Origin of the sequence: Lacinutrix gracilariae, from assembly GCF_042684485.1 — a bacterium.
Classification (GTDB): Bacteria; Bacteroidota; Bacteroidia; order Flavobacteriales; family Flavobacteriaceae; genus Oceanihabitans; species Oceanihabitans gracilariae.
Genome location: NZ_JBHULM010000011.1, coordinates 615962 through 633425 on the forward strand (window position 1 = coordinate 615962; position 17464 = coordinate 633425).

The window sequence follows — 17464 nt, forward strand, 5'->3', positions numbered from 1 at the left end:
TAATACCAAAAATTACTAATAATTTAAACTATCTACAACATTTAAAGCTATTAATTTAATTATTAACATAATAATTGTTAAAATATCATAATTTATTACACATATGAAAATACACAGAAAATGAAGCTTAAAAACATAAAAAAACAGAGAAGATAGCTTCTCTGTTTTTTACTTCTACTAATTGTAGTTTCATTGTTTTAAAATAACTTATTCTTTGACATTAGAATTTAAAATTTAATCCACCACTTATGGTAGTTCCGTTGGTACCAAATTGATTTACTTCCCAAGGATATTTAAATCTTCCACCAAGATCTGTAACCACATCTCCTCCAGTTTCAATTTCATCTGGATACACATCTAATAAATTACTTACAGATAGAGATGCCGAAAGACGATCACTAAACTGATACCCAAATATTAAATCTGTAATTACTTTTCCTGCAAAAGTTTGATCTTTATCTTCATCTGTTGCATGCTGCCATGTTACTTCGCCAAAATAGGTATTATTCAATGCCAAGTTCCATTTATTTATTTCGTAATCAAAGCCTAATAATACTTTGGTTTTTGGTCTAGCAGAAAGAATCCTAGACTGCTCTTTTCTATTAAAAATATCATATCCATTATCTTCTAATAGTGCAGGAGTATCAATTTTACCATCAATATCTGTATTATTAAAATTTGCAGCTAACGTTGCACCTAGTTTACCACTACCTAGTTCTATATTTCTATAATTAGCTACCAAGTCAACACCTGTTGTATTTGTATTTACCGCATTAACAAAGAATTTTAAACTTGTTATCGAGTTATCTATTAATATTTGCTCTACAGGATTGGTATTAGCTGTATCCGCATCAAAACCAATTTCATTAGTAAACAACACTCTATTATCTACTTTTACATTATAAAAATCTAGCGATAATGATAAATTACTTATAGGTTTAAAGGTTATACCTGCAGAAATATTTTTTGAAGTTTCTGCTGTTAATTGTGGCACACCTAAACCATCTCTAATTATTGGATCTACATTATTAAAAGTACCTTGGTTAGAAATAGTACCACCAGACACTAATGTTTGCACATTACTTAAATAAATTTGATGTAATGAAGGCGCTCTAAACCCTGTACTATAAGATGCTCTAATAGCTCCTTTTTCTCCTAATGAGTAACGACCATTTATTTTCCATGAGGTATTATCACCAAAGTCACTAAAATCCTCATAACGAACAGCACCACCAATTAAAATCTTTTCGGTTGGCTCCCAATCTAAGGCTCCATAAACGCCATAATTATGTCTATCGGCATTTACAGCATTAGCAGGCTGTAATCCTGGAAAAGACTGTGCTCCTCCTGCACCTGACGGATTATAATAAGAAGCAAAATCTCCTGGTTTTGCAGTAAAACGCTCTCCTCTTACTTCTGCACCAAAAGAAACTACAAACGCTCCTAATTCTCTACTTAAATCTAAATTTGCCAGTGTATTACTAAAGGTATAACCTCCTACTTCAAAAGAGGTAGGACTATTAGCTCCTAAATCTACATTTAAAGTATTATTAACTTCATAGTCTACAGCATTTCTTCCGTATGTACCACTTAAATCTACATTAAAACCTAACCAATCCCATTTAAATCCAACAGTCATATTATTATCTCTAATATCGGTTTCAAAAGTAGGCTGAAACCCTTGATATTCTGTTCCAGCTTCATGTAGTAAATTATAAGGATCTTGTACCCAATACGGAGTACGATACAACGCAAAACTTTTTCCTGTTCTATAGGTCAATCCTCCAAAAGTATAGAACTCTGCACCTTTATCTCCAATTGGCACTCCTGCATTTACAAAAATATCCATGATTTTTAATTCTGGTTGCCCAACAGTCATTCCTAAATCTGGATTTTCAGATAACCAATCACCAAAAGTAGGATCATCTGCAGCTACACCAAATAAATCATCTTTTCCTGGAGTTCCTGCTCTATTGGTTTCTTCTTGTTGGTAATACCCAAGGGTAAAATTTAAATAACTTCCTTCTTTACCAAGATTTAATGAAGTATTTAAATCTGCACCAAAATTAAAACCATCTCCTTCAGTAGTTACTCCTGCTTTTGCACTTACAGTAGTAAACTCCACATCCTTTTTTAAAACCATATTAATAACACCAGCAATGGCATCAGAACCATATTGTGCAGACGCTCCATCTCTTAACACCTCTATACGTTCAATAGCTGCCGCAGGAATACTTTTTAAGTCTACACCAACCTCTCCTTTTCCTGGAGTATCATTTATATACACCAAAGCACTTTGATTTTTTCTTTTACCATTTACTAAAACCAATGTTCTACTAGGACCCAAACCTCTTAAATCTGCAGGATCAAAATGTGCTGTACCATCAGAAATAGCCTGAGTGGTAGAATTAAAAGAAGGCACCTTATAGGTTAACATTTTATCTACAGTAGGTTGTCCTGTATTTTTTAATTCTGCCACACCTATATTATCAATAGGCACAGGAGAATCTAAAATAGTTCTAGGCTTGGCTCTATTACCAACAAGAACCACTTCATCTAGTGAAACTCCAGATTTTAAGGTTACATTAATAACCTTACCAGAAACTACAATTTCTTGCGGTTCATAACCAACATATGAAAAGAGTAACACATCTCCATCATTAGCTGCAATGCTATAATTACCGTCAAAATCTGTGGTTGTTCCTGTAGTTGTTCCTTTTACAACTACAGAAACTCCTGGAATAGGTCCTGTATCATCAGACACACTCCCTTTAATTTGCTGTTGTGCAATGACTTGAGAAGCTCCAAAGAAAAGCATCATTGCTACTAGGTAGTTTTTAATCATAATTTTTGGTTTTTAATTAATCATTACTAAATAACAACAAATTACGCATATTTTTTATATAATTCTTATTTTTTAAAATAATCAACAGCAATATTCTTTATTTTTTCGTTAAAAATTAAGAAATTAATTTGTTTTAAAATAAGTAATTATAGTCAAAATATAAATGTTAAATTTGCACTTCAAATAAAATTTTATGTATAGAAGTCATAATTGTGGTGAGCTAAATGCATCACATACAAATACAGAAGTAACACTTGCAGGTTGGGTACAAAAATCTAGAGACAAAGGATTTATTGTTTGGGTAGATTTACGAGATAGATACGGAATTACACAATTAGTTTTTGATGAAGAACGCACTTCAAAAAGCCTTTTAGAACAAGCACAAAAATTAGGTCGTGAATTTGTTATTCAAGTAAAAGGAACCGTTATTGAACGTGCATCTAAAAACCCTAAAATGTCTACTGGTGACATAGAAATTTTAGTTTCTGAATTAACCATTTTAAACGAAGCACTTTTACCTCCTTTTACTATAGAAGATGATACCGATGGAGGAGAAGAATTACGTATGAAATATCGTTACCTAGATATTAGACGTAACCCTGTAAAAGACAGCCTTATTTTTAGATCTAAAGTAACTCAAGAAGTTAGAAACTATTTAGCTAAAGAAGGTTTTATAGAAGTAGAAACTCCTTATTTAATAAAATCTACACCAGAAGGTGCTCGTGATTTTGTGGTACCAAGCAGAATGAACGAAGGCCAATTCTACGCCTTACCTCAATCTCCTCAAACCTTCAAGCAATTGCTTATGGTTGGTGGTATGGATAAGTATTTTCAAATTGTAAAATGCTTTAGAGACGAAGACTTACGTGCAGACAGACAGCCAGAATTTACACAGATAGACTGCGAAATGGCATTTATAGACCAAGAAGACATTTTAAATGCTTTTGAAGGTTTAACACGTCACCTATTAAAAGAAATCAATGGTGTGGAAATAGAAAAATTTCCAAGAATGCTATATGATGACGCGATGCGTTTATACGGAAATGACAAACCAGACATTCGTTTCGGAATGGAGTTTGGAGAGCTAAATGCAGTTGCGCAACATAAAGACTTTGGCGTTTTTAACAATGCAGAACTAGTAGTTGGTATTGCTGTTCCTGGCGGAAACACATATACCAGAAAAGAAATTGACAAACTTATTAGTTGGGTAAAACGTCCGCAGATTGGTGCCTTAGGAATGGTATACTGTAGATATAATGACGACGGAAGCTTTAAATCTTCTGTTGATAAATTTTACAACCAAGAAGACTTAGCCAAATGGGCAGAAGTTACAGGAGCTAAACCTGGCGATTTAATATGTGTACTATCTGGTGACACCAATAAAGTAAGAGCACAACTAAGCGCCTTACGTATGGAGTTAGCAACACGTTTAGGTTTACGCGACCCAAAAGTATTTGCTCCTCTTTGGGTAATAGACTTCCCATTATTAGAACTTGATGAAGAAACTGGTAATTACCACGCCATGCATCATCCGTTTACTTCACCTAAACCAGGACAAATAGAATTACTAGATACCAATCCTGGTGAAGTAAAAGCAAACGCTTACGATTTAGTTTTAAACGGAAACGAAATTGGTGGTGGTTCTATTAGAATTCACGATAAGAAAACACAAGGTATCATGTTAAAACATTTAGGTTTTACTGAAGAAGAAGCAAAAGCACAATTTGGCTTTTTAATGGATGCTTTTGAATATGGTGCACCACCTCATGGTGGACTCGCTTTTGGTCTAGACAGACTAGTAGCTATTTTAGGAGGCCAAGAAACTATTAGAGACTTTATTGCTTTCCCAAAAAACAATTCTGGTCGAGACGTCATGATAGATGCTCCTGCTCCTATTGATGAGGAACAACTAACAGAGCTAAATTTAAAGCTAAACTTAAAATCATAAATTAAAAATCCTGCTAATTGCAGGATTTTTTAGTAGTTTTAACTATGCCAGTAAAACATCCAATATTAAAAAGAATACTAATCTGGAGAACCAAGCACATCTCAAATAAACAGTTTGTATATTTTTTAAGTGCTTTAGTTGGTTTTACTTCTGGTGTTGGTGCTGTAATATTAAAAAACCTAACACACTTTATTCAGCATTTATTAGAAACCCGATTGGTACAATATTACCATCAGGCTTTTTATTTTCTATTTCCAACCATTGGTTTTATACTCGTGTTATTAATTATCAAGTATATCATTAGGGCAAAAGTTAGCCATGGTATACCTTCTACTTTACACGCAATAGCCAAACGTAAAGGAATCATAAAAAGCTATCAAATGTTTGGTTCTATACTTACAGCTCCTGTTACTATTGGTTTTGGTGGTTCTGTAGGACTAGAAGGACCTGCTGTTGCCACAGGTGCAGCAATTAGCTCTAATATTTCCAGGCTGTTTAGAATGAACCAAAAAACAAAAACCTTATTAATTGGTTGTGCTGCTGCAGGAGCGCTATCTTCCATTTTTAAGGCTCCTATTGCTGCCATCATTTTTGCCATAGAAGTTTTTAGCTTAGATCTAACTATTGTGTCTATGCTACCTTTGCTTTTAGCATCGCTTTCTGCGATTCTTACTTCGTATTTTTTCTTTGGTGATGACATCTTACTACCTTTTAGAATTGAGGATAAATTTATTATTTCAGACGTTCCTTTTTACATGTTTTTAGGTGTTTGCGCTGCGTTTACTTCCATATACTTTAATGAAGTTTATGAAAGAGTGCAAAAACTTTTTGACAAAATAAATACACCTCTTAAAAAACTTCTTTTTGGTGGTGCTGCTATTGGTGTGCTTGTATATTTAATTCCGCCACTCTATGGTGAAGGTTTTGATATCATGAACAGCCTCATTGCCGGAAATCCAGAAAAAGCCTTGGTAAATAATTTTCTGCATTTAGATTTAACCAATGTTTGGGCTGTTATTCTACTTTTAGCAGGTCTTGTATTTTTTAAAGTGATAGCTAGTGCTCTTACTTTTGGCGCTGGTGGTGTTGGTGGTATATTTGCACCTACACTTTTCATGGGAAGCATTATGGGAAACTGCATTGCTAAAATTATAAACAATTGCGGATTGTTTAGCACACCTGTTTCCGAAAGCAATTTTACGCTTGTTGGCATGACTGGCTTATTAGCAGGAATTTTACAAGCACCTTTAACTGCTATCTTTTTAATTGCAGAACTTACTGGTGGTTACGACCTATTTATACCTTTAATGATTACGTCTGCTATTTCATTTGGTATTACAAAACATTTTGCACCTCACTCTGTATATACTATGGAATTAGGCAGAAAAGGAGAACTCATAACACACGACAAAGACCATGCTGTTTTAACTTTAATGGATATAAATAAAGTTATTGAAACTAACTTTAAACCTGTTACTACTAAAATGACTTTAGGAGAAATCATTGAGCAAGCCGTTGTAAAATCTAACCGAAACATTTTTCCTGTTATCGATGAAAAATATAAAACACTTAAAGGTATTATTTTACTAGATGATATTAGATCTATTATGTTTGACCAAACACTTTATAACGAAGTAACTGCAATAGATGTCATGCAAAACCCTCCTGAGATTATTAATATAGAAAAAGATAAAATGACTACTATAATGAAAAAATTCCACGAAAGTAACGCCTGGAATTTACCTGTAGTAAAAAACGGTGTATACATTGGTTTTATATCAAAATCTAAATTATTAACTGCTTACCGTCGTGAATTGATTAATTTTACAACCTAACAATCTAATAGACGCGTTAAACGCAAAATATAGGCATTACTTAAAACCATGAAACCCATAAAAATCATAACATTTATAGCTTTTGTAGCTTCTTTAACAAGTATCGTTTCTGGCTTTGCATTAAACCTTCCCTATTCGCAAAAATTAATAGGCTTTGGTGTGGTAGGTTTATTTTTAATTGTATTCCCATTGTTTTCGTATTACAGATGGAAAAACAAAGACATCAACGACTATATGCTCAATAAAGAAAACCTTGATAAAATGCGTAAACGCGAAGGAGATACTAGAAAATTATAATTAGGGCATTCCCCTTTTTCGCGAAAAGCTACAAAGCGTCGCGCTATACACTATATCTTTTTTGTAACACACTTATTTTGCTCCTTCACAAATCCTTTAATGCAGAATATATTGCATTTTAACAAACAGTATTAAAAACAAAAAAGGATGCCGTTTCTATCGCTAATGCATCAATCTGCCAAGGATATTACCAAAAAAAAAGAAAACGCTTGTATTATTATAAGCAACGTCTTAATTCAAATTTCGTTTTTCAACAAAAAAGCGTTTCATAATAGCAGCAGCTTCTTTTGCTAAAACACCACCTACAATTTCGGTTTTTGGGTGTAAGGTAGTTTTCATCACACCACAACCTCTATGTGCATCTGTAGCACCATAAACAATTTTAGAAATCTGACTCCAATACAAAGCTCCTGCACACATTTGGCAAGGCTCTAAGGTTACATAAAGCGTACAGTTTTTAAGATATTTACCTCCTAAAAAATTAGCAGCAGCAGTAATAGCCTGCATTTCTGCATGCGCAGTTACATCATTTAACAACTCGGTTAAATTATGTGCTCTAGCTATTATTCTATCTTCTACAACAATAACAGCACCAACAGGTATCTCTCCTTTTTCTAAAGCAGCTTCTGCTTCCTGAAGTGCTTTTCGCATAAAATAAGTATCATCAAAAGGATTAATCATTGTTAACTAGTATTACATTAATAATTATGGTAAAAATACAATTTCAAATGTTATTAGTAAGAGTATCATTTTCAAATATTACATTTGTAGTTCATGAGTAAGATACTAGACCATATAAATTACCCTAAAGATTTACGTCTTTTAAAGCAAGAACAACTACCTGCTCTAGCCAAAGAATTACGTGAATTTATAATTAATATTGTTGCAACCAAAGAAGGCCACTTAGGCGCAAGTCTTGGTGTAGTAGAACTTACCATTGCCTTACATTATGTATTTAACACACCAGACGATGTATTGGTTTGGGATGTTGGCCACCAAGCCTATGTACACAAACTACTTACAGGCAGAAAAAACACTTTTCATACCAATAGGCAGTTAGGAGGTATTTCTGGATTCCCAAAACGAGAAGAAAGCATTTATGACGCTTTTGGTGTTGGACATTCTTCTACTTCTATTTCTGCAGCGCTAGGCATGGCTCTTGTTTCACAATTAAAAGGAGAAAAAAACAAACAACACATTGCTGTTATTGGTGACGCTTCTATTGCAAGCGGAATGGCTTTTGAAGGCTTAAATCACGCTGGTGTTACCTCTGCCAACTTACTCGTTATTTTAAACGACAATGCTATTGGTATAGACCCAAGTGTTGGTGCTTTAAAACAATATTTAACCAATGTTAAAAAAGGAACACAAAAACAGGATAATATATTTGAAGCACTAAATTTTAATTATTCTGGACCTATAGATGGACATGACTTACCTGCTATAATTCTAGAACTAGAAAGATTAAAAAAAGTTAAAGGACCTAAGTTTTTACACGTTATTACCACTAAAGGAAAAGGACTAAAACAAGCCGAAGAAGACCAAGTAAGGTATCATGCTCCAGGTAAATTTAATGCAAAAACTGGAGAACTACACGTAAAAGCAAATACCATTGAAGCTCCTAAATTTCAAGATGTTTTTGGGCACACTATGGTTGAGCTAGCAAGAAAAAACAAAAAGATAATTGGTATAACACCTGCCATGCCAACAGGAAGCTCTTTAAAATACATGATGCAAGAATTTCCTGAACGCGCTTTAGATGTTGGTATTGCAGAGCAACATGCAGTCACTTTAGCTGCAGGAATGGCAACACAAGGCTATATTCCTTTTTGCAACATATACTCTACCTTTTTACAGCGTGCTTATGATCAAATTATACACGATGTTGCTTTACAAAAACTACCTGTCATTTTTTGTTTAGACAGAGCTGGATTGGTTGGTGAAGATGGCGCTACACACCATGGTGTTTTTGATTTAGCCTATTTAAGATGCATACCTAACCTTATTACTTATGCACCAAGAAATGAAATTGATTTACGCAATATCATGTATACTGCACAATTGGGTTTAAAATTACCTATCGCCATTAGATACCCAAGAGGAAGAGGTAAAATTATAGACTGGAAACAACCTTTTACCAAAATAGAAATAGGTAAAGGGCTTTGCTTACAAAAAGGTAAAGACATAGCTATTTTAAGCATTGGTACTATGGCTAGTATTGCAACAGAAGCCATACAGTTAGTTAGTAAAGATATAGAGGTTGCACATTACAACATGCAGTTTATTAAACCTCTAGATACTGCTTTACTACACAACATATGCAAAACACACCAAACTATAATTACACTAGAAGATGGCGTTATACATGGTGGATTTGGAAGTGCTATAGTAGAGTTTTTAGCAGAAAACAATTATAAAAACAAAATTAGCATATTAGGTATACCAGATACCTTTATACACCAAGGAAGCACTTTAGAACTACAAAAAGAATTACAATTAGATGCTATAAGTATAGCCAACAAAATTAAAGCGCTTTACTAATCGGTAACATAATAGGTATCACTTTCCATTTGAGATGCACTATCCTGCATTATTTCGTTAATTACTAATATACAAGCGAAGAGCACAAAACAAATAACAAGAGCTCCGAGTAGGTTTTTTTTCATCATTTAATTTTTTATGTTTTCTAAGAAACAACATTATTAAAACTTCAAGATTTGGAATATAAACTTAATCAATTAATATCGATTAAAAGTAGTATTATCCTACAAAACACATAAAACCGCTCCTCTCTTCCTTATAAAAACTCCTATTTTTAAACCATTTACTCAAAATATAACATAAAAAAAAATGCCACTTAAAAGTGGCACTTTTTAATAAACAAGTAGGTATTCTACTTATTTCTTGATTATTAATTTTTCAGCATGTGAAAAGTTAGCTCCTTGAATTTTCAACACATACATACCTGTAGCTAAATGATTAGCATTGATCGTAGATTGTTGATTTAATGATAATTCTGAAGAATATACTTTCTTACCATTCATATCAAAAATAGAAGCAAGCACCTTACCGTAATCTTGAGCAACTTTAATGTTTATAGTTCCATTAGATGGGTTAGGGAAAATACTAAATGTACTTTCTGTATTTTCATCAATACTTAAAGAGTCTGGTGTAAATTGTCCTGAGAAAATACCACGACCATAAGTAGCAGCAAATACCATATTATCATCTCTTAAATCTAGATCTAATACTTTTACATTACTCATACCATTATAAGCTTGTGTCCATGTAGGAGAAACATCAGAGAAGTTAGTAGTATACCATACACCTAACTCTGTACCAATAATTACTTCTTCTAAGTTTAATGGGTTTTGTAAAATTGTTTTAACTGGTAAATCAGGTAAGTTACCATCTTTAGGTTCCCAAGTAGTTCCTCCGTTACCAGAGTACCATACATTTTGAACACCATAGTTATGAATTGTTACAAAAATTTCATCTTCAGATTGACCGTATTCAATATCTGAAATACTACCAACCATTACATTATTATCTAAGTTCGTCCAAGTTGGTGAAGCAGTATTAGCATTCTCTACTAAAATAACATCTCCTAAAACAGTACCTACTAATAACTTAGAAGATGTTGTAGTATAAGGTGACACTTTAAAAGCAGTTGGTGTTGCTGTTAACTCTACTGCATCTGTTAAATCTGTACTTGTTAAAGTAGCAGCAGACTTAATACCAGAATATCTTTTAATAATAACTTCTGTTGCAGAATAATTAGAATATAAGATATCTAAATTAGAATCTAAATCTTGAGGATTTATAAAAGCACCATTACTATCAGATTCAGCATTTATAGTAACGTTATCTCCTAGCGTTCCATCTGCATTTAAATGACGCAAATTAACACCACTATTATATACATAGTTTCTTATAAAATATCTATCTGTACCATCTTGATCAAAGAAAGAGTATGCACCATCACCACCATAAGGCTCTGTAGAACTATCTGTTCCTGTAGGATTAGCATTTTGAAAAAGTTGTGTACCATTATCTTGTAAACCACCAACAAAATAATCACCAGTTAAAGCGGTTGTTGGAGCCACACCTACCGTGTAAAATTGAGAAGTTACAAAACCATTATTTCTATCTTCAATAGTTGTACCTGCATCATCAGAATAATACACACCTCCATCATTACCAAACATCATTTTGTTTGAATCACCAGGAGCAAAAACAGCTACGTGTTGATCTGCATGAACGTATTGATGACCAAAACCACCATACCAGTGTGAAAGTTGCGTATAGGTAGTTCCTCCATTATTACTTTTAAACAAATCAATACCTCCAAGGTATATTGTATTATCGTTGCTAGGATCAATTGCTATCATTAAATCATAAAACGCCTGACCTCTTGTAAAGTCAAATTGCGTAATTGAAGGCTCAGAATCATTAGGCACACTTTTACCAGAAGTAAGAAAAGAAGGAAAGAAACCAACAGGAGACGATGTAAGACTCACTTTGTAATCCGTATCACCTGTATTACTTAATTCTGCTAAAACATATACTTGTGTTGAAGATTTAGAAGCTGCTACTTGCGTTCTTACTCCATTTGGAACCACATATCTTTCTTCAAAAGTAGCACCATTATCTTCAGAGATAAATACCATACCACCACCATCACCATAAAGTGCACTTCTTGTAGTAGCTAACCAAATATTACCATTACCATCGTAATCTAAATCATTAGGTTCGTGTTTGTTTCCATCTGCAGTTAAAGGCACGTTTATTTCTGCCCAGTTTGCACCAGCATCAGAAGACTTGTATAAACCGTAAGCATCACCACCTACAGTAGTTCCTGCATTAGATGCACTATAAAGTCCTTCTCCAGCAGCAACATAAACATCAGATACACCATTGTTATCTACAACAATAATATCATTAATATGTTGAGCTCCTGGCACTACAAGTGCTGTAAAGTCTCCACTTGTTGGGTTTAATGAAGCATTTACTGTTCCAGAAGCTAAAGCAGCTTCTAAAATATCACCATCTGCTTGAGATATCATTACTGAAGGAATTGTTATTGTAGCATCTGTTCCTCCCATTGGTACAGGTTCTCCAGGAACATTATTCATCATAATAACTCCTATAGCACCATTAATTTGCGCATTTTTCACTTTTTCTACAAAGGCACATTCTCCTCTACGTATTAAAGCTATTTTTCCAGTAGCACTTGGTCCAAATTCGCCACAAGCTTCTGTAGGCTCACCACCTGTTGTATCATTTGCTAAAATTAAGTCTCCTGTAACTACACTGTCAATTGCAGGACCAAAATTTGTTGTTGGGTAAGACTGGTAATTACCAGAAATACTTGCTGGTGAATTTACAGTAATATTAGAAGCAGAAACAAAGTAAGTATCTCCAGAGATACCTCCAAAAATTCTTGCCCAAGTATTCCCTCCATCTGTAGATTGCCATACACCATCTCCTGAAACATCTCCAGCAGTATAACTCTCTCCTGTACCTGCGTAAAAGATTTGTGTGTTATTCGGGTCGTAAGTAAGAACAGAAACACTTAAGTTTTCTGGAATACCAACTCTTACCCATTCTGAAGACGCACTAGAAATATTAGTGTTTTTCCATAAACCACCACTAACACCTCCAGCAAATACGGTATTGTTAGAAGTATCATTAGGATCAAACATGATTCCTCTTGTTCTTCCTCCTACGTTGTTTGGTCCACGAGAAACCCATCCATTATCCATTGCATCACCAGGAACTCTTCCTGCAGCTAAGCTATTAGCTCTTTGCTCTAAAAGTTCTTTTTGAATTTCTGCAACTTTTTCTGGAGTTGGTCTTCCTAATTCAGGATTCATAGTTAACTCCCACATTTGTTCATTGTACTTGTTAGGCGTTAATCTATGTTCTTTTCTTTCTGTTTTACTTAACTCAAGTCGTTCAGTAAAAGGGCTTTTTGCTAAATTTTTAGCATGTAATTCTTTTAATTGTGTTACATCTTTTTTCGATTCTTCGTTAGAATTACATCCAACTAAAAGGAAAACAAAAAAAACACTTAATAGATAGGTAATCTTTTTCATAATTTATTTTTTGTAGTAAAAGCAAATATAATGAAACTACTCTTATAAAAAAAAATCTTAAATGTTAAAGCTAAGACCGTTAATTTTTTTATAAACCATGATTGCTTTGCTATCAGACAGCAAAGAAACGTAGTTACATAAGCGCAATAATCTTAAGTATAAACTGTCTTCATTTACAATAACACTTTCTGGTAAGCTTTTAACAATAAGCTTATCATAATTAGTTGGGTTTTGGTCATAGCTATTATTTACAGCATCGGTATACACTTTAAGTAAAGTATTTAACACTTGATACCCCGAAATTTCTTTATCTATAACTTCTGTAGATTGATATACATTATCTACACTAATTTTAATGATATCATTTATTTGTGCTTCGTATTTACTTTTATCTAGTAAAGCCATTTGAAACTCGTCTTTTAAAATAGCTTCTTCATTCGCTATAAAAATATCAACAGCTTCATTAATAAGTGTATTAATTGCCAATGCTCTTAAATAACTTACACGATCTTGTGTATTACTTAATTGGTTGTATTTTTTAGTATTTATGGTTTCTTTAACCAGATTAATTAAATACTCTAAAGCATATTCTTCTTGAATTAACCCTAGATTTATTCCGTCTTCAAAATCTATAATAGTATAACAAATATCATCTGCTGCTTCTACAAGAAAAGCTAAAGGATGACGTGAAAAACTAACATCTGTATCACTTCTACTTATTAAGCCTAATTCATTTGCAACATCTAAAAACGCTTCTTTTTCACTTTGAAAAAAACCATACTTTTTATCTGCAATATGTTTGCTTGGTTTTTTAGGTAATGACTCTTTTGGGTATTTCATAAAAGCACCAAGGGTTGCATAACTTAAACGCAAACCTCCTTGACGTCCTTCTCTATTTTCTGTTACTATTTTAAAACCATTTGCATTTCCTTCAAAATCACACAGATCTTGATATTCTTTTGCAGAAAGTTGGTCTTTATACTTTTTTCCTTCTCCTGTTTTAAAGAATTCACCAATAGCCTTTTCACCCGAATGCCCAAAAGGAGGATTACCAATATCATGAGCTAGTGCAGCAGAAGCCACAATAGCACCAAAATCATTGGCTTGGTAGCCATGAATACTTTGAAGGTGCGGATATTTTTCTAATAACCTCAGCCCTACTTTTCTTCCTAAAGACCTTGCTACTACACTAACCTCTAAACTATGGGTTAAACGTGTATGCACAAAATCGGTTTGAGATAGTGGTATTACCTGCGTTTTATCTTGAAGACTTCTAAATTCTGCTGAAAATATTACACGATCATAATCCACTTCAAATCCTAAACGTGTTTCGTCTTGTTCTTTTCTTAACCTTTTATTGGTATCGCCAAAGCGTTTTAAAGAGAGTAGTTTTTCCCAGTTCATCTTATGTATTTAATAATTTGCAAGATAGTATTTTTGAATGTTAAGAAATTATTTCCAAATAAAAATAATAAGCAAATCTCATAACATTAAGCTAACCGTTTTATTACGCTTGTTTAACCTGCGCTTAACAGCAACTTTACATAGTTGGGGTTTCTTTGCCACGAGAAATTAAAACAAGTAATGAGAAATTTTTTATTAGCAATAACACTACTTACTTCTTTAGTAAGCTTTGCACAATCTTCAGGTTCATTAGTAGGTAAACTACTAGATAAGGAGTATAACAACGAACCACTTCCGTTTGCAAACGTAATTATTAAAGGTACATCTTCTGGAACTACTTCTGATATGGATGGACTTTACGCTTTAAACGATTTAGCTCCTGGAAGCTACACTATAGTATATAGTTTTGTTGGGTACGAAACACAAGAAATACTTGTTGAAATTTTAGCCAATAAAGTTACCGAAGTAGATGTAACTATGGGAGCAAGTGCTGCTTCTTTAGACGAAGTAGTAATTACCACTACTACAAAAAGAGAAAGCGAAACTGCTTTATTACTAGAGCAGAAAAAAGCAGTAGAAATTAAACAAAGTATTGGTGCCGAAGAACTTTCTAGAAAAGGAGTTAGCGATGCAGCAGGAGCTGTTGCTAAAATTTCTGGAGTTTCAAAACAAGAAGGTTCTAGTAATGTTTACGTTCGTGGTTTAGGAGACAGATACTTAAACACAACTATGAACGGCTTATCGCTTCCTTCTAATGATGTTAACAAAAAGAATATTGACTTAAACCTGTTTTCATCCGATGTAATTGAAAACGTTTCTATCAGTAAAGCTTATTCTTCAAAATACTACGGAGATTTTTCTGCTGGTAATGTAGATATTAGCTCTAAAGACTATAAAGGAAATGGATTTTTTGATGCTTTTGTAAGCACTGGTTTTAATACCAATGCTATAGACAAAAACTTTGTAAGAAGCGAAGGTACTGGTTATTTTGGATACTACGGAAGATACGACCACAACCCTTTTGCTGTTGTTTTATCGCATGGTATAGATCCTGAAAATGCTGGTACACCAATGAATATTGGTTATGGTGCTTCTGCAGGAAAGTCTTTTGATTTTGACAATGGTTCGCGTTTAAGCCTTTTTGCTACTGCATCTTTTGAAAATGCTTACGAATACAGAAAAGGTTCTGCTGTAGATTACACTTTAACAGAAAAGAAAGCTTTTATAGATAATGCCGAAGAATATGAATATGGTACAACTACTACAGCAATGGCTGCCGTTAACTATAAAATAGATAGCGATAATAAAATTAAATTCAATTCTTTATTCATTAACAACTCTTCAGATAAGGTTGGTTATTTTGGTATTGACGGAAAAGGTAGAAGTCGTGACGCTATTTTAAACACAGACGAAGGTTTTTACCAAATGAATGTGCAGTTTGACCAAACACAAATGTATGTAAACCAATTATTAGGAGAACATACTTCTGGAAAATTTGATATAGATTGGGGATTTGGGTATAACTATGTGTTTTCTAAACAACCAGACAGAAAACGTATAAGTGTAGAAAACTACCACTTGGCTTTAGATAACGACATTAATACCAACCCTTCTTTTTACAGCAATGTGGTTTTTGATAACCAACGTTACTTTCAAAATATTGAAGATGATGAATACAACGGAAGAATCAATTTAGCCTACAACGCTAATGACAACCTTAAAATTAATGTTGGTTACAACGGAAGAAGCAAAGAAAGATCTTTTAACAATATACGTTATGGTTATGATATTTTAGATTCTGATTACGCTATAACAGATGTAAATAATTTTGACAGTGTATTTACACTAGATAATTTAAACCTTAACGATGGTGATGATGGTATTTACGAGATTCAAGTAATCAATCCTACTCCAACCCTATCTAATGTAAACAGACCAGGATTATACGAAAACACATATAAAGGAACCCTTAATGTTTACGCAGGTTATGCAGATGCCGAAATTAAATCTGGTGACAAATGGTTATTTGTTCCTGGTGTACGTTTAGAGTCTTTTGAACAAAAAATAGCGTTTAACGTAATTAACTTAGGGAACTTAGGAGACAGCGAAATCACTTCTAAACAAACATTTGTATTACCAACTTTAAATGTAAAATATGCCTTAAATGAAGAATCTAACCTTCGTTTTTCTGCAAGTCAAACCGTTTCTATTCCAGAATTTAAAGAAGTTGCTCCTTTTGTTTACGAAGACATTTCTACAAGAATTGGTGGTAATCCAGACTTGTTAGAGCAAGGATATTCAAAAATTTTAAACATCGATTTAAAATACGAATGGTTCTTTAGTAAAAGCGAAATACTATCTGTTGCAGCTTTCACCAAAGAAATTAAAGATCCTGTAAACTTAGTGGTTGGTGCAGATGCTACAGGAACACAACGTTACTTTAGAACAGGAGACAAAGCAAATGTATATGGTATAGAGCTAGAAGTGAGAAAAAACCTTATTACAGATAGTGATGATAACGCAAAACTATCTGCAGGTATAAACGCTACTTACATGCATACTACACAAGATTTATACAGCAATATTGATGGTGAATTTTACGATGTAAGTTTTACAGAAAGCGAAGAAGCTTTACAAGGTGCTTCTCCTTTAATTCTTAATGCAGACATTAACTACTCACCAACCTTTGGTAACTACAAGCCAACAGCAAACTTAGTATTCTCTTATTTCTCAAATAGAATTGATGCTTTAGGATCTGGACAATTAGGTAATGTAATTGAAAAAGGAGTGCCAACATTAGATTTTATCTGGAAAAATAAAGTAAAAGAAAACCTAGAAATAAATGTAGGAGTAAAAAATATTTTAAATGCGAATATAGATTACTACAGAGAAACCACTTTAGGAAACATTTCTGTGAACTCTGCCAATGGTAAAGGAGTTACAGATTACCAAAGAGGAATAGACCTTAGCCTACAACTTAAATATAAATTTTAATCACAACTATAAAATCAAAAACGAATTTAATTAAACTTAAAAC

9 protein-coding genes are annotated in these 17464 nt (G+C 33.3%); 5 read left to right on the forward strand and 4 right to left on the reverse strand.

What is annotated here, in order from left to right; genetic code table 11:
• Nucleotides 1-220 precede the first annotated feature (220 nt).
• On the reverse strand, nucleotides 221-2845 hold the full coding sequence (locus tag ACFSSB_RS09835; protein WP_379903675.1) for a TonB-dependent receptor: 2625 nt from the start codon (nucleotides 2843-2845) through the stop codon (nucleotides 221-223).
• A gap of 193 nt (nucleotides 2846-3038) precedes the next feature.
• Here ACFSSB_RS09835 and aspS point away from each other — a divergent pair, with 193 nt between their 5' ends.
• The 3 genes from aspS to ACFSSB_RS09850 are packed head-to-tail and all read left to right on the forward strand — an operon-like array spanning nucleotide 3039 to nucleotide 6925.
• Nucleotides 3039-4793: an aspartate--tRNA ligase gene (gene aspS, locus ACFSSB_RS09840; protein WP_379903677.1), complete on the forward strand. Its 1755-nt coding sequence runs from the start codon at nucleotides 3039-3041 to the stop codon at nucleotides 4791-4793.
• A gap of 44 nt (nucleotides 4794-4837) precedes the next feature.
• Nucleotides 4838-6628, forward strand: coding sequence for a chloride channel protein (locus tag ACFSSB_RS09845; protein WP_379903679.1), 1791 nt, complete (start codon nucleotides 4838-4840; stop codon nucleotides 6626-6628).
• 48 nt (nucleotides 6629-6676) lie between these two features.
• The gene (locus tag ACFSSB_RS09850; protein ID WP_379903681.1) at nucleotides 6677-6925 is read left to right on the forward strand and encodes a hypothetical protein; all 249 of its coding nucleotides are present in this window, start codon (nucleotides 6677-6679) and stop codon (nucleotides 6923-6925) included.
• 231 nt (nucleotides 6926-7156) lie between these two features.
• Here the strand turns inward: ACFSSB_RS09850 and ACFSSB_RS09855 are convergent, their stop codons facing one another.
• A complete protein-coding gene (locus ACFSSB_RS09855; protein WP_379903683.1) occupies nucleotides 7157-7606 on the reverse strand; it encodes a nucleoside deaminase in 450 nt (149 codons plus the stop codon).
• 93 nt (nucleotides 7607-7699) lie between these two features.
• Here ACFSSB_RS09855 and dxs point away from each other — a divergent pair, with 93 nt between their 5' ends.
• Nucleotides 7700-9466: a 1-deoxy-D-xylulose-5-phosphate synthase gene (dxs, locus tag ACFSSB_RS09860; protein ID WP_379903685.1), complete on the forward strand. Its 1767-nt coding sequence runs from the start codon at nucleotides 7700-7702 to the stop codon at nucleotides 9464-9466.
• A 356-nt stretch (nucleotides 9467-9822) separates the two neighbouring features.
• On the opposite strand, the gene ACFSSB_RS09865 is transcribed toward dxs, so the two are convergent.
• Nucleotides 9823-13023, reverse strand: a complete 3201-nt coding sequence (locus ACFSSB_RS09865; RefSeq protein WP_379903687.1) for a PA domain-containing protein — start codon at nucleotides 13021-13023, stop codon at nucleotides 9823-9825.
• A gap of 57 nt (nucleotides 13024-13080) precedes the next feature.
• Complete coding sequence (locus tag ACFSSB_RS09870) at nucleotides 13081-14427, reverse strand: deoxyguanosinetriphosphate triphosphohydrolase (RefSeq protein WP_379903689.1); 1347 nt, start codon at nucleotides 14425-14427, stop codon at nucleotides 13081-13083.
• A gap of 180 nt (nucleotides 14428-14607) precedes the next feature.
• On the opposite strand from ACFSSB_RS09870, the gene ACFSSB_RS09875 reads away from it, so the two are divergent.
• Nucleotides 14608-17421 carry a TonB-dependent receptor gene (locus tag ACFSSB_RS09875; RefSeq protein WP_379903691.1) on the forward strand — a complete coding sequence of 938 codons (2814 nt, stop codon included), beginning with the start codon at nucleotides 14608-14610 and terminating at the stop codon, nucleotides 17419-17421.
• The last annotated feature ends 43 nt before the right edge of the window (nucleotides 17422-17464 follow it).

What these genes read in the sequence shown, in the direction of transcription:
- ACFSSB_RS09835 (WP_379903675.1), bottom strand. Translation starts at nt 2,845, where the DNA reads ATGATTAAAAACTACCTAGTAGCAATGATGCTTTTCTTTGGAGCTTCT.
- aspS (WP_379903677.1), top strand. Translation starts at nt 3,039, where the DNA reads ATGTATAGAAGTCATAATTGTGGTGAGCTAAATGCATCACATACAAAT.
- ACFSSB_RS09845 (WP_379903679.1), top strand. Translation starts at nt 4,838, where the DNA reads ATGCCAGTAAAACATCCAATATTAAAAAGAATACTAATCTGGAGAACC.
- ACFSSB_RS09850 (WP_379903681.1), top strand. Translation starts at nt 6,677, where the DNA reads ATGAAACCCATAAAAATCATAACATTTATAGCTTTTGTAGCTTCTTTA.
- ACFSSB_RS09855 (WP_379903683.1), bottom strand. Translation starts at nt 7,606, where the DNA reads ATGATTAATCCTTTTGATGATACTTATTTTATGCGAAAAGCACTTCAG.
- dxs (WP_379903685.1), top strand. Translation starts at nt 7,700, where the DNA reads ATGAGTAAGATACTAGACCATATAAATTACCCTAAAGATTTACGTCTT.
- ACFSSB_RS09865 (WP_379903687.1), bottom strand. Translation starts at nt 13,023, where the DNA reads ATGAAAAAGATTACCTATCTATTAAGTGTTTTTTTTGTTTTCCTTTTA.
- ACFSSB_RS09870 (WP_379903689.1), bottom strand. Translation starts at nt 14,427, where the DNA reads ATGAACTGGGAAAAACTACTCTCTTTAAAACGCTTTGGCGATACCAAT.
- ACFSSB_RS09875 (WP_379903691.1), top strand. Translation starts at nt 14,608, where the DNA reads ATGAGAAATTTTTTATTAGCAATAACACTACTTACTTCTTTAGTAAGC.